Annotated in this window: 10 protein-coding genes; 3 read left to right on the top strand and 7 right to left on the bottom strand. The window is 64.1% G+C overall.

The window, feature by feature from the left end; all coding sequences use genetic code 11:
• Window positions 1-279 precede the first annotated feature (279 nt).
• The 4 genes from ACQR0W_RS32395 to ACQR0W_RS32380 all read right to left on the bottom strand — a co-directional run bounded on the left by ACQR0W_RS32395 (window position 280) and on the right by ACQR0W_RS32380 (window position 3,719).
• Window positions 280-684: a hypothetical protein gene (locus ACQR0W_RS32395; RefSeq protein ID WP_316171938.1), complete on the bottom strand. Its 405-nt coding sequence runs from the start codon at window positions 682-684 to the stop codon at window positions 280-282.
• A gap of 456 nt (window positions 685-1,140) precedes the next feature.
• Window positions 1,141-1,368 (bottom strand): hypothetical protein, encoded by a 228-nt coding sequence (locus tag ACQR0W_RS32390; protein ID WP_315718641.1) that lies wholly within the window; start codon window positions 1,366-1,368, stop codon window positions 1,141-1,143.
• Between the two features lie 330 nt (window positions 1,369-1,698).
• The gene (locus ACQR0W_RS32385; protein WP_315718640.1) at window positions 1,699-1,908 is read right to left on the bottom strand and encodes a PRC-barrel domain containing protein; all 210 of its coding nucleotides are present in this window, start codon (window positions 1,906-1,908) and stop codon (window positions 1,699-1,701) included.
• A 143-nt stretch (window positions 1,909-2,051) separates the two neighbouring features.
• Window positions 2,052-3,719: a tannase/feruloyl esterase family alpha/beta hydrolase gene (locus tag ACQR0W_RS32380; protein WP_316171937.1), complete on the bottom strand. Its 1,668-nt coding sequence runs from the start codon at window positions 3,717-3,719 to the stop codon at window positions 2,052-2,054.
• A gap of 186 nt (window positions 3,720-3,905) precedes the next feature.
• Here ACQR0W_RS32380 and ACQR0W_RS32375 point away from each other — a divergent pair, with 186 nt between their 5' ends.
• Window positions 3,906-5,264, top strand: coding sequence for an LLM class flavin-dependent oxidoreductase (locus ACQR0W_RS32375; RefSeq protein ID WP_316171936.1), 1,359 nt, complete (start codon window positions 3,906-3,908; stop codon window positions 5,262-5,264).
• Between the two features lie 12 nt (window positions 5,265-5,276).
• Here ACQR0W_RS32375 and ACQR0W_RS32370 read toward each other — a convergent pair whose 3' ends face one another.
• Together ACQR0W_RS32370 and ACQR0W_RS32365 are read right to left on the bottom strand one after the other, a co-directional pair.
• Window positions 5,277-5,927, bottom strand: coding sequence for an aspartate/glutamate racemase family protein (locus ACQR0W_RS32370; RefSeq protein WP_316166941.1), 651 nt, complete (start codon window positions 5,925-5,927; stop codon window positions 5,277-5,279).
• Window positions 5,928-6,042: 115 nt separating this feature from the next.
• Window positions 6,043-6,705, bottom strand: coding sequence for an O-methyltransferase (locus ACQR0W_RS32365; protein ID WP_316171935.1), 663 nt, complete (start codon window positions 6,703-6,705; stop codon window positions 6,043-6,045).
• Window positions 6,706-6,798: 93 nt separating this feature from the next.
• Here ACQR0W_RS32365 and ACQR0W_RS32360 point away from each other — a divergent pair, with 93 nt between their 5' ends.
• Window positions 6,799-7,449 carry a TetR family transcriptional regulator gene (locus ACQR0W_RS32360; RefSeq protein WP_316171934.1) on the top strand — a complete coding sequence of 217 codons (651 nt, stop codon included), beginning with the start codon at window positions 6,799-6,801 and terminating at the stop codon, window positions 7,447-7,449.
• A gap of 138 nt (window positions 7,450-7,587) precedes the next feature.
• On the opposite strand, the gene ACQR0W_RS32355 is transcribed toward ACQR0W_RS32360, so the two are convergent.
• Window positions 7,588-11,160 carry a hypothetical protein gene (locus ACQR0W_RS32355; RefSeq protein WP_434888680.1) on the bottom strand — a complete coding sequence of 1,191 codons (3,573 nt, stop codon included), beginning with the start codon at window positions 11,158-11,160 and terminating at the stop codon, window positions 7,588-7,590.
• A gap of 1,198 nt (window positions 11,161-12,358) precedes the next feature.
• Here ACQR0W_RS32355 and ACQR0W_RS32350 point away from each other — a divergent pair.
• Entirely contained in the window at window positions 12,359-13,357 is a 999-nt protein-coding gene (locus ACQR0W_RS32350; protein WP_434840888.1) for an aliphatic sulfonate ABC transporter substrate-binding protein, read from the top strand.
• Window positions 13,358-13,393 lie beyond the last annotated feature (36 nt).

The following is a 13,393-nucleotide window of genomic DNA, read 5'->3' as shown; positions in this document are numbered from 1 at the left end:
AGCCTTCAATCCCGAGACCCGCAAGGACTCCGCCGTCCACGTTTCTCTTTCTTCATCTTCACTTGTCAAACAGCCCGCACTTGTTAGTTCGCTTCGAACTAATTAGTGCATCAACTTCTTTGGTCTCTTTCACCGTGGAAGTCCCGATTGCCGGGGCGCTTCACATAGCTGATTTTGAGAGACCGTCAAGAGCCTTTCTGAAGAAAAACTCAGGAGCCAGTTGGAAGAAGAAACATCAAGGAAAACAACGTTGGTCCCGAAAGTCGGGGGCCTCAGTCATCAGTGATGTCCGGCTGGCGTGGTGGTGAGATAGTGCGATGCCGCATCCCGCGCAAGAACTTTTTGCGACGGCTGTGCAGAAATGTGGATAGCGCTGTCGCCGCCCACGCTCGGCCTCCTCACACGCCGTTTCTGTTCCATTTTGGAGCGGCGGGCGCGCGCAGCGTCAGGAATTGTCGCCTTCGGTTGCACCAGCGCACGATGCGAGTGCGGCATGGGCATCAGGACGAGATCCTTCCGCCGGACAAGGTTGGTCGGACAGACGCTGTCGAGATTGCTGGTGCCGATTTCGAGGGTCGCGATCCCCTCCCCCGCCTGCGACGATCGCGGCGCGGCGCGGAACGCCAATGGTTCCGGACCGAACGGGCCGCTGAGCCCGGGATCGAAGTTCGCGGCGTCGCACACATTCGCGAATGCGAACTGGCATTGGTCTCGCCACCGCGAGCACGGAAGTGATGCGAGGGACGATCGGCGATATCCGCAAGCCTGGCGGTGACGCGGCCGGGAATGGCTCGGCTGTCCCGGCCGGATCGGTCAGCCCTGTTGCCGCAAGCTCCGGAAATACCACCAGCCCGACGAGGGCGCCCTCGCCACCAACCAAACATGCTTCAATCAGCGCGGGCTTGGAATTGGTTCATCGTGCTCGCGTCTCTGGACTGACTTGCCCAACGCACGGACGTTACGGTCGCTTGGGACGTCGATCCTGTCGAGCGCGTCGTTGCAGCGATGCCAGCATCAATTCGAGCCCGCATGCAGCAAGAGCAGCCGCGGCATTGTTGCTTGGTCGACATTGTTGCCTGGTGACCTGCCGCGTGGTGACCTCCGCGGCGCCGCGTCGTCCGAGGCCGGCGCGAGACGGCGTCAACGCGATCGCGGCGGCGTGCTGCGTGCGGGAGCCGTCAGGAAGCGATCGAGCTCGACGATCGCTTCGGCCTCGCGGGCGCGCCGCAGCTGCCTGGCCTGCTCGATGCCCGGGGGCAGACGTTTCGCCCTGTCTCGCGCTTCGCGCGCCATCTCCAGCAACCGCTCACCCAACGACATCGTCTGCTTGACACGCCGGCGCCGCTTCTTTTGACCTTCTACGTCCATGCGGGATTGCATCCATTTTCATTGATGCGCATCGACGACTCTAGATCAGGAGCTGCCGCGCGCATCAACATAAGTGAATCGGCCGTGACCAACGTCGTCCGGGCGGCAGAGCAGCAGCGGCCGGCCGCGCCGGGAGCATCGAGGCTAGCCGCAGCGCCGCCGACGGCTCCTTCGCACGGCTGGGATGCGTGGACCGGGGGCGGTCTCTGCCCGCCCCGGTCCCATCGGCTGATGCGCGCGGTTGGGCAGAACGAGCATGCGCTTTCGCCGCAGCGTCCGGAGCCAGTCCAGCACGTCGTTGCGCGACCTGAGTGGACGAGGCAATGCCACTCAGGCCTGCGCGAACTTGATGGTCGACACCGGCCAGCGGCCGTCATGGCCACCGATGGTGATGCGCAGACCGTGGAGTTCGTCAAGATGGACGTACTCCACTGTTCCGGCCTTGCCGTCGCTCAGCGCCACAGCCTTGCCGACCAGCTCGGTCTGCGCCCGTTCGAATTCGCGCAGGATGCAGAAGGCTCGCGTCTTGACGGCAACCATGAGGAACTTCGAGACCTGAGGGGGGAACCGCCGGGCAGCACGGGCCGCTCGACGGTCGTTCAAGTCGGCACGCGGACGCCGAACGTCAACCCGTCCTCAAGCAATCGTGCGCGCCGCAAGGCAGCGAGCGCCGGGCTTGCCCATCAGCGGCACTCGAAATTCGCCGCATCCTCGAGGCTGCCGCTGCCCTTGTACGTCAGCACCTTCGGGAACGCGCAGAGATCGCGTGTGCGCCCGGGCCATGGCACATCGGGCGCGCGCCGCGCGGTGGCCCGGATCGCCTCGGGCGCCGCGGCCGTGCCCTCCACCCATCGGTCCAGCGCGGTCAGCAAGTCGAACTGATCGGTGGCGGGTCCGCCGCCGCAATGGTTCATGCCGGGAACCAGGAACAGCCGCGCGAAGCCGTCGGCATCAGCGCCGTATTTGGTCTTGAGCTGATCGACATAGTCGACGGTGTCGAGCGCCGAGAAGATCGGGTCGGCCGTGCCGTGATAGAACAGCATCTTGCCGCCCTTCGCCTTGAAGGCGTCGAGATCGGTCGAGGTCGCGGCCTCATATTCCATGCCGGCGTCGAAGCCGCCGGCGCCCTTCATCACCTTCCGCGGATCGCGGTCGAGATCGAAGTTGCGCACCCAGGCGACGAGATCCTCCGGCGTCTCCGGCGGGCTCATGAAATCATAGGCGACGCCGCCGGGAATGAGCGTGAGATTGCGCGCATTGGGCGGACTCGCTTTGGGCGTACCGAGCTTCCAGGCGCGCCAGCCGGGCGCGGCGAGGCCGGGATCATACGGCCAGCGCGCATAGATCAATCCGCCCATGGAATTCCGGCTGCCGTCGAACATCAGCTTGACGGCTTTCAGCTTGGGGACAGGCAGGCACTGCGAACTCTGGCCCTCCTTGCAGGCGAGCACGGCCGGATCGAAGCGGCAGGCCATGACGTCCTGCACCATGCCATCCTTGGCGCCGTCGGCGCCATCGCACGACGCGGTCACGGCATCGGCCACCAGCTTCAGGTCCTCGTCGCTCAGCGCGCTGCCGACATCGGCCTTGCCGTCCGGGCCGGGCGGCGCGATCGCCAGCAGCGCCTGCTCCTGCGCGATCACATCGATGCCGGCCAGCGGCACGCGATAGGCCGGCGCGCCGGCGATGACGCCGTCGAACAGCTCCGGGAATCGCTGCGTCACCGCCATCGCCTGGCGGCCGCCGTTGGAGCAGCCAGCGAAGTAGGAGCGGCGCGGCGCCTTGCCGTACAGCTTCTCGGCCGCGGCCCTGGCGGCAGCAGCCACCGGCGGAATCGAGCTGTAGCCCTTGTCGCGCCGCGCCTGCGGATCGAGGCCGAACAGATAGGGCCCGAGCGGTCCCGGCTCCTCGAGATGGCCTGCGTCGGTCGAGGCCACGGCATAGCCGTTCGAGAGTCCATTGGGCGGCGTGGCGCCGGTGAGCAGGCCGAGCGCCGGGCGCACCACACCGTCGACGCCGCCGCCGCCCTGGAAGACGACCTTGCCATTCCACGTCGCAGGCAATCGCAGCTCGTAGCCAACAGCATAGGGCTTGCCGTCGATGCCGGTACGCTCGTTGATCTTGCCCCGGATCAGGCAGTGATCCGGCGCAGGTGCGGTCGCGCCCGCAGGCGCGGGCGGCGCCAGTTGCACGCCGCCCGCAGCGACGAATTCCGCCGTGACGATGCGGCCGCTGCCGGAGAAGCCGTGCGCCAGCGTGGCGCAGCTCGCCTTGAAATCCTCCGCCTGCGCGGACGCCATGGCCGACGTCGTCAGCAAGACCGCGGTCAGCGCCGTCACACGGATCGTCATCACGGTCGTCCTCACACCTGCGGGCCAAAGCCCGTCACGCATCGTCGTTGCTTCGCGGCGCGCTCGATCGCTTCCGACCATAGCCAAGCCTGCGCCCGCCGCAAGCGGCCGTGCGCATGGGTGCGATTGAAAACGTCAGCCGAAGCGTGCCATCTGATGGGTGTCAAGGAAGCGTCGAGGGACATCATGGCTGCGGACATCAGGTTGAATGCGTTTGCGATGAACTGCGTCGGGCACCAGTCGCCCGGCCTGTGGCGGCATCCGCGCGACCGCTCCTCTGACTACAACCGCCTGCCCTATTGGCTCGACCTCGCCAAGACCTTGGAGCGCGGCCGCTTCGACGGACTGTTTCTCGCCGACGTGCTCGGCGTCTACGATGTCTATGGCGGCAACCCCGACGCGGCGCTCCGCCACGCCATCCAGGTGCCGGTGAACGATCCGATGATGCTGATCTCGGCGATGGCCGCCGCGACCTCCCATCTCGGCTTCGGCGTCACCTGCACCTTGTCCTATGAGCCGCCCTACCCGTTCGCGCGGCGGATGTCGACGCTCGATCATCTCACCGAGGGCCGTATCGGATGGAACATCGTCACCGGCTATCTCGACAGCGCCGCACGCGGCATGGGCAGGGAGCGCCAGACTGCGCATGACGATCGCTACGACGTCGCCGACGAGTACATGGAGGTCGTCTACAGACTGTGGGAAGGTAGCTGGGAGGACGACGCCGTCAAGCGCGACCGGACAAGCGGCGTGTTCACCGATCCCACGAAGGTTCACCGCGTCAGCCATCGCGGCGAGAACTACCAGCTCGACGCCATCCATCTCTGCGAGCCGTCGCCGCAGCGAACGCCGGTGCTGTATCAAGCCGGCACCTCGCCGCGCGGCCGCGTGTTCGCCGGCCGGCATGCCGAATGCGTGTTCATGTCCGGCCCGTCCGCCAAGATCATCGCGCCGCGCGTCGCCGCGATCCGCCAGGCCGCCGCCGACGCGGGTCGCGCGGGCAGCGACATCGTCATCTTCAGCATCGCCACCGTCGTGCTCGGCGAAACCGATGCGGCGGCCGAGGCGAAGTTCGCCGACTATCGCCGCTACATCGACCACGAGGCGTCGCTGACCCTGATGTCGGGCTGGACCGGCGTCGACTTCTCGACCTACGACCTCGACCAGCAGGTCCGCCACGTGCTCAACGATGCCGGCCGCAGTGCGATGGACAACGTCACGCGGGCCGATCCGGACCGGGTGTGGACCGTGCGCGAGGTTGCCGAGCATGTCGGCATCGGCGGTATCGGCCCGGTGTTCGTCGGCTCACCGGCGAAGGTCGCCGATCTCATCGAGAGCTGGATCGAGCAGACCGACGTCGACGGCCTCAACCTCGCCTTTGCGCTGTCACCGGAGAGTTTTGCCGATGTCGCGGACATGCTGGTGCCGGAGCTGACCCGACGCGGCCGCTACAAGAAGGCCTACCAGCCGGGAACGCTGCGCGAAAAGCTGTTCGGCCGCGCCCGGCTCGCGGCGCCGCATCCGGCGGCGAGCTACCGGCCGTAATGCTGCTGGCACTCAGCCCGACAGACGCGACAGCAACACAGCCACCGCCGCCTCGATCGGCTTGATGATCGGCACGGCGAATTGCCGCTGCAACTGATCGGCGGCCTGCGCCAGCGGCCCGCCGCCGATGATCACGGCCTCGGCGCCGTCCTCGGCAATACAGGCGCGCGTGGCGTCAGCCAGGGCGGCAGCAAGCCGCGCCGGATCGACGGCGAGCGCGGCCGGGTCGCCCTGCGTCAGACGCGTCCCGGTGAACTGCGCCGACAGGTTCAGCCTGTCTGCAAGGCCCGCGATGCTCGCGACCAGCGCGGGCGTCACCGTGGCAACGCCGAAGCGCCGCCCGCCCTCTGCGGCCTCGCGCATCGACGCCTCGCCGATGCCCGCCACCGGCAGCGAGCACTGGCTGCCAAGCTCCGCGGCGCCGGGATCGCCGAACGCCGCGACGATGATGCCGTCGCAGGCATCGCGATGCGCGCGGCCGATATCGACCACTTCCGCCGCCGATGCCGCCAGCGCCTCGGCATCCACGATCATGGCCGGCGCCCGCGTCGCGGTCGCGCCGACCACCTCGGCCCGGCCGGCGCAGCAGGCGGCCGCAATCGACACCATCATCGCGGTGGTCGTGGCCGAGCTGTTGGGATTGATCAGGAGGATGCGGGGCATGCGGACGGTTGCTCAGATGACGAAGCTCTCCTCGTGAACAATCGTCGGCCAAAGGTCAACTCCAGGCCCATTCGCCTATGAGGGTGGCGGGCATCCGCCGTTCGTCGCCGGCCGCTCACCCGATCCGCATCGACAATTCGACTTCGTCGCCGAACGGCACCGACAGATAGCCGTTATCAGGCGAACGGACGTAGGCGAGGTAGTCGGGGCTGTGGTCGGCATTGTCAGCGACGATGAACGCGCCGGCGCTGAGCCGGCTCTCGAGCAGCGCCAGGATATCGCCATACAGCGGCTTGGCGCCGTCGAGCAGCACGAGATCGATGGTCTCCGGCAGATCGGCGCTCAGCGTCTGCAGGGCGTCGCCCTGGCGGATCTCGACCAGATCGGCCAGGCCGCCCTCCGCGAGGTTGGCACGGGCACGGGCGACCTTGGACGGCTCGAACTCCGTGGTGATCAGCCGGCCGCCGCCACTGTCGCGCAGCGCCGCGGCGAGGAACAGCGTCGAGATGCCGAACGAGGTGCCGAATTCGACGATCGATCGCGCACCGACGCCGCGCGCCAGCATGTAGAGCAGCATGCCGGTGTCGCGCGACACGGGCAACGGAAAGTCCTTGAGCTGCGTGTAGAGCTCGACATGACCGGACCTGCTGCGCATCAGTTGCGCGCCCCGTTCGGCCATGCCGGCGAAGATCGGGCTCGTCTCCGGCCGCAGCAACGTCGCCTCGGCAAGCAGGCGATCCAGCAGCGGCGCCACCGGCTGAGTGGTCAGGGTGATCATTGATATTCTCCGTGTTCTCGATGCGTGTCGTTTGCGTCGAAGTCAGAATACGAATAATCATTCGCATTCGCTAATCGCATTTCGGAACGCTCCATGGCCCCGGCTCGAAAAGCCCCGATTTCCCCGCGAAAACTGCCGCAACAGGCACGCTCGGCCGACCTCGTCGCGGCCATTCTGCAGGCGGCTGTTCAGGTTTTGACCAAGGAAGGCGCGCAACGTTTCACCACGGCCCGTGTCGCCGAGAAGGCCGGCGTCAGCGTCGGCTCGCTCTATCAGTACTTCCCGAACAAGGCGGCGATCCTGTTCAGGCTGCAGAGCGACGAGTGGCAGCAGACGACGAAACTGCTGCACGGCATTCTGGAGGACACGCGCCGTCCGCCTCTGACGCGATTGCGCGCGCTCGTTCACGCGTTCCTGCAATCGGAGTGCGACGAGGCCGCCGTACGCGGCGCGCTCGACGACGCCGCCCCGCTCTATCGCGACGCGCCCGAGGCACGCCAGGCCAGGGCCAGTGGCCGCCGCGCCATGCTCGCCTTCATGCGCGAGGTGCTGCCTCGTGCCGGAGAGACCGAGCGCGCGCGTGCCGCCGACCTGATCAAGACGACGCTCGGTCAGGTCGGCAAGCACTTCTCGGAGACACCGCGAAGCCGGGCCGAGATATCGGCCTATGCCGATGCGATGGCCGACATGTTCTGTGCGTACCTCTCCACCGCGAACAAGCCTCACAAACGTAAGGCCGGGTAGTCCCGCAGCCGGCGCGTCTCCGGTTCAACGGCGTCTTGGGGGCCGCCATGCGGCCGATCAGCAGAATCCCGGAACGCCCGTCAAGGACGATCAACGGACATCGCGAGGCGCTCGACAGATCGTGAACGAGCTTGCCCTCTAGCGCCGCACCCCCCTTCGAACCAACTGCGAACCCGGCTGGCTCTCGCGACCGATCAGCCAATTGCGGCCGCGCGGCAGCAGCGTCGCAAGCTCGAAGTTCTGATCGATCAGTTTTTGCCAGACAAAAGCCCACTCGGGCTCATTGTCGCGACCGGTCAGCCAATCGCGGCCGCGCGGCAGCAGGGTCGCACGCTCGAAGTTCTGATCGATCAGTTTCTGCCAGACGAAGTTCCACTCAGGCTCGTTGTCGCGACCGGCCAGCCAATCGCGGCCGCGCGGCAGCAGGGTCGCAAGCTCGAAGTTCTGATCGACCAGTTTTTGCCAGACAAAAGCCCACTCGGGCTCGTCGTCGCGACCGGTCAGCCAATCGCGGCCCCGCGGCAGCAGGGTCGCACGCTCGAAGTTCTGGTCGATCAGTTTCTGCCAGACGAAGGCCCACTCGGGCTCGTTCTCGCGACCGTCCAGCCAATCGCGGCCGCGCGGCAGTAGCGTCGCGTGCTCGAAGTTCTGATCGATCAGTTTTTGCCAGACGAAGGTCCACTCAGGCTCGTTCTCGCGACCGTTCAGCCAATCGCGGCCGCGCGGCAGTAGCGTCGCGTGCTCGAAGTTCTGATCGATCAGTTTTTGCCAGACGAAGTTCCACTCAGGCTCGTTGTCGCGGCCGGTCAGCCAATCGCGGCCGCGCGGCAGTAGCGTCGCGTGCTCGAAGTTCTGATCGATCAGTTTTTGCCAGACGAAGTTCCACTCAGGCTCGTTGTCGCGACCGGCCAGCCAATCGCGGCCGCGCGGCAGTAGCGTCGCGTGCTCGAAGTTCTGATCGATCAGTTTTTGCCAGACGAAGTTCCACTCAGGCTCGTTGTCGCGACCGGCCAGCCAATCGCGGCCGCGCGGCAGTAGCGTCGCGTGCTCGAAGTTCTGATCGATCAGTTTTTGCCAGACGAAGTTCCACTCAGGCTCGTTATCGCGACCGGTCAGCCAATCGCGGCCGAGCGACAACCAACGGGCTTCTCTCGGACACCTTAGCGCGAGATTACTCCAGAGGTAGGGCCAACCGAAGTTTTCCATGTTGCTGCGAAGCGCAGGCATTGTATTTGCAATGAGCTCGGTCGCTGGGACGAGGCTCAGCAAGAACTCAACGCCCTTTTCGTGCTGATACGGATTTCGTACCTTTGTCAACTTGCGAGCAACGGCGTCAACGAACTCGGCAACCGGTGGATTGAGCTTAGCAGTCTTGGTCCACATCGGAATATCTGCAGCGCTTTCAGGTTGGGCCGGAATAGCTTGAAGGGCGAGTCGAACAAGGGCAGCCTGCTCCGAGCTTGGCTGCTGTGAGCTCTGAGTGGTCTCGCACAGATCCAACCAAACGCGTGCGCAATACTGGTGCGCGGTGTTGCGACTGAGCCACGCCAAGGCCTGATCTCTGATAACTGCATCCGCTGGTGAAAACCTGATCAAGCGCCTGTTGATCCAAGGCCATGTTCCGGCCTCGAGATATACCCCGAGCCAACCTCGCCCTCTGCTCAGAAGAACCAGACGCTCTTCTTGAGCGGCCATATCCCACACCATTTGGAAAAGAAGCCCCCAATCTGGGGCATCCTCGCCCAGGTCATGCCACCAGGATTGGATCCGAGCCTTGATGCCTGACGCGTTCAGATCGACCTCGGCACTCAAGGCCGACTGTTGCCAAGCGAAAAGACGTGGGGTGATCTCATGTTCAGGACCTCGCCGGCGAAAGCATGGCCACAAAGCCTTCAGGATTTCCACACGCATAGTCTCGTCAAGCATGAGAGCGCCACGCGTCCTACCCTTGCCGATCTTGCGGGAGCCCAGCCAGCCGAGAAACGCGTCTGCTGGCTTGCCCTCTTCGAGCATTGCATCAAACCCAACAGAAATGTCCTCTGCCCGCCGAACTGTCTCGCCGCGTGGCACCAGAGCATCGTAGATCAGACGGCTGATCTGGGGGTGAAAGAAGCGGCCCGCCAACGTTCCAGATTTTGGATTGCTGAGACGCCATACCTGCTCGCCGACCAATTGCGCCAATTCTGCCCGATGTCCTTGAAACAGCCCCTCCGGAGCTTTCAGGCCATAGAGATTGAGGATGAGGGCAGCACGGCCTTGTGCTTGAATGGCGAGCTCATGGAGACGATTGTCGAATCGGGTGGCAAAAGCCTCTGGCGTCAGTCTCTGCTCGCGGTGGAGTTCGTAAATCCACGCGGCTGCGACGAAAATCGCTTCTCTTCGGATAGGAACATCGACACCGGTGCGCTGCTGATACCACTCATGGTAGGCAACCTGCTCTTCGGGGGTCAGGGGCTCGGCCACGATTTCGACCGGATCGAGCGCCCGATGCCGTTCGCACTCGCGTCTAAAAGCTTTCAGTTGCTCGAGGGGGCCGCAGGTGAGAATGGCAAACCGGTTTGGGAACTTGCGAGCCGTTGCGGTCAGTTCGCCAACTTCTCGCCATATCGCAGGATCGCGATTCTCCGGCGAGTAGAGGTCATCGCCTGCGACCAGCATGGAGAGGGAGGTAGCGCTAGCATTGTCGAGAGCGCGAGGTAGAGCATGCGCGTACGATTCGATATAATTGACCGCTTCGACTTGGCCGTCCGCCAGGAGCTCGCTAATGATCTGGAGCAGAAGCACACTCTTGCCTGCTCCAGAAGGACCCGTTATCCAAAACACCGGGACGACCGCGTTTCGCTCTTGTGCATCCGCCAGCCAACGCTCGTGAATCGTCGACAGGACCGCTTTGAGCTTCTCCGGACGGTCCATGAAACATCCGTCACGAACATCAGCCAGGCTGGGGCGAACACCGTGCACAATGTGCCTCTGGACCAGCTCATTATCCTTTTTTAGATCCGTCGCGCCAAGCAGATGCAGAGGCGCCACCTTTTGTCGACGTGCCGTGTTCCAAAGCGTGAGCAGAGCTTTCGCTATTTGCACGGGCGACACGCCAGAGGGAAGCATTTGAAGGAGCCGACCCATACAGGTGTCAATAAGGGTCGTCGGGTGGGTCACATCGTTCCAAAGGCGAGTCGCCAAACGAACTTCAGGTGCACCGTCCACCTCAACGGGCAGACATCGATGTCGCAGATGTTCCCATCGCTTTGCCGAAACAGCGTCGAGCTTGAGCTCTGAAGCAGTCAGGCGCGCGGGTTGAGACGAAACATTTCCTCGTAAACTTCGCGCAGTAATCCTGAAGCGAAAACTGTTCCGTACAGAGGGGCAGCATTCCTCGAGAAACTCGTCCACTGCGATGGCCTCTTGGATCGCATCTTGAAGGGACTCCTTTCGCAAGGTCGTCTTGATCTGTGTGAGATAGACGAGGCTTTCACGCTTTTCACTGAGGTCGCTAAGACCTTCGAAGGCAACGCTCGCCGCTTCTTCATTCTGGGCCAACACGGCTTCAAAAAAACGATCAAGTGAAACCGCGAGCTGATAGTGAAATCCGTCAAGCGCACGTCGCCCGCCCAACGCCCGCTGTTTGAACTTCGGGTGTTTCTGCCAAGCTTCTTGTAACGCGAGTAGATTTGGCGCAATCTTTCCTCTGTCTGTTCCTTGAACTGACACCTTGTTGGCCCATCAAAGGTTGCAATCGTGACGCCAAATGTTAGTTGCGTTTACGTTTTTGCGCAACTACGGCTAATTCAACTATTAGCTGACGGCTGCTGTTGCCGAAGCCGGTTGGCTGCGGCGCTGGAAGTGCGGCCTCTACGTCGGAGGTATCGTGATGATGCCGGGCCTCGACAATGTCACCTTAAGGAAACGAATGCGGACGCCGCTGACTCGGTCGCAGAAGGTCCGCCCTAATCACGGACTGTCCTCCGAATGGGGCCTGCTCCGCGGCTCCTGCTCCGGCCAAATCCGCTCATGAGCTCCGCGCTTCATTTCGGCCGGCGGATGCAAGGCGGTTCGATCGGACATGCCTGCCCAGACCGCTGCGGAGAGTCGCTAAGACGGCATGGCTGGGCCGAGGGCCTGCCATGCCGTCGCGGCAGAGGGGCACAAGCTGATTGTGATATGCCGAAGCCCCAGGGCTTGCGTGACGAGCCAATAGCTTCTCCTCGCGCGTGCGCGACGAAGCGGAATTCGCCCGCATTCTCAGGCTGATTTGCCCTGTCCAGTCCCGCGACGAAAAATATTCTTGTTTCTTTTTTTCAGAATTCATGGTTGTATCACCCCATCCCGCCCGATCGAGAGGGGCGCTTCGCGAACGTCACGAAACGTTGGTGCGGGATGCGATGGCCGGTTCTCGTCGCAGCGTGCGTCAAGCGCGCGGACGAACGATGGGAGCCGGACGGCGAAATCGCGTGGTCCTGATACTCCGATGCTAGTATCAAGTCTGCGACGAGGCTCGGCTTCGCGCAGGCGACGGTGGCCAGAAAGCTCGGCGCGCCGGGGAGAACGCGTATAAGCCGTAAGCCCGTTGCGCAGGGAAGGCCGGATGTCCGGCTGATCCTGTGGTAACCGCCGCGTGCTTCCTTTTTTGCACGCGGGCCATGGGTGTCAGTCGACGCCCGGCCTTCCCTGTGCCCTCTCTCGATGGAGGGACGAACGGCAGACATCTCTCGGACGCTCTGCGCGTGGCGAGGATGCGAACGGCTGTCTCGTCAGATCTCGCGCGCCAAGAAAACAAAACTTCTCGCGGCATGGGCACATGAGAAACTTTCCTCTCCATATGAACAGATCTGCAAGATTGCGCAGGGCTGACGATCCTGCGAATGATCCTGGACAATTGCATGCAACCGCCTGTTTGGGAGATTGCCGAATGACACCGTCCTTCAGCGGCCTGCGTCGCGCGCGGCCCTTGCATCTCGCCCGTCGCGGCGTCCTGATGATGGCCGCGGCCCTGCTCGGCGCGCTCGCCACGTCGCAAGCCGACGCAGCCGAGACGCTGCGCATCGGCTATCAGAGATCCTCGACCCTGATCGCCCTCCTCAAAACCAATGGCGAGTTGGAGAAGGCGCTGGCGCCGCTCGGCATCAAGGTGTCGTGGCACGAATTCTCCAGCGGCCTGCCGCTGCTGGAAGCGATCAACATCGGCAGCATCGATGTCGGCGCCGATGTCGCCGATACCGTCCCGGTGTTCGCGCAGGCCGCGGGCGCGAGGCTCGCTTATGTCGCCGAGGAGGCCGCCTCGCCGTCGGCCCAGGCGATCCTCGTGGCAACGGCTTCGCCGGCCAAGACGCTCGCTGAGCTGAAAGGCAGGAAGATCGCGGTGACCAAGGGCGCCGGCAGCCACTATCTGCTGCTCGCCGCGCTCGCCAAAGCGGGTCTCACCTTCAAGGACATCACCCCCGCCTATCTGCCGCCCGCCGACGGCAGGACCGCTTTCGTCAGCAACAATGTCGATGCCTGGGTCGCGTGGGATCCGTTCCTGACCAGCACCATCCGCCAGTCAGGGGCGCGCGTGCTCGCGGACGGCAGCGACGGGCTTGCCAGCTACAAGCGCTACTATCTCGCATCCGCCGACTACGCCGCCGGACATGGCGACGCCCTCAACGTCATCTACGGCAAGCTCGTCGAAACCGGCAAATGGGTGAAGGCCAATCCGGCCGCCGCGGCGAGCCAACTCGCTGCCCTGTGGGGCATCGATGCCGCCACCGTCGAGGAGGCCAACAGCCACCGCTCCTACCAGGTCGGCGCGGTCACCGCGGCCGGCCTGTCGGAACAGCAGAAGATCGCGGACGCTTTCCTGGCGGAGCGCGTGCTGCCGGCGAAGGTGGACACATCGGCGTTGGCGATCTGGACTCCCAAAGCGCCGTGAGCCACACAGGAGCCGAGATTGTGCCCGGCAGCGAAG

The sequence above is a fragment of the Bradyrhizobium sp. HKCCYLRH1034 genome (genome assembly GCF_051168375.1).
In the GTDB taxonomy this organism is placed as follows: domain Bacteria; phylum Pseudomonadota; class Alphaproteobacteria; order Rhizobiales; family Xanthobacteraceae; genus Bradyrhizobium.
Note: the sequence above shows the minus strand (reverse complement) of the source record. Positions and strands in the feature narration are given on the sequence as shown.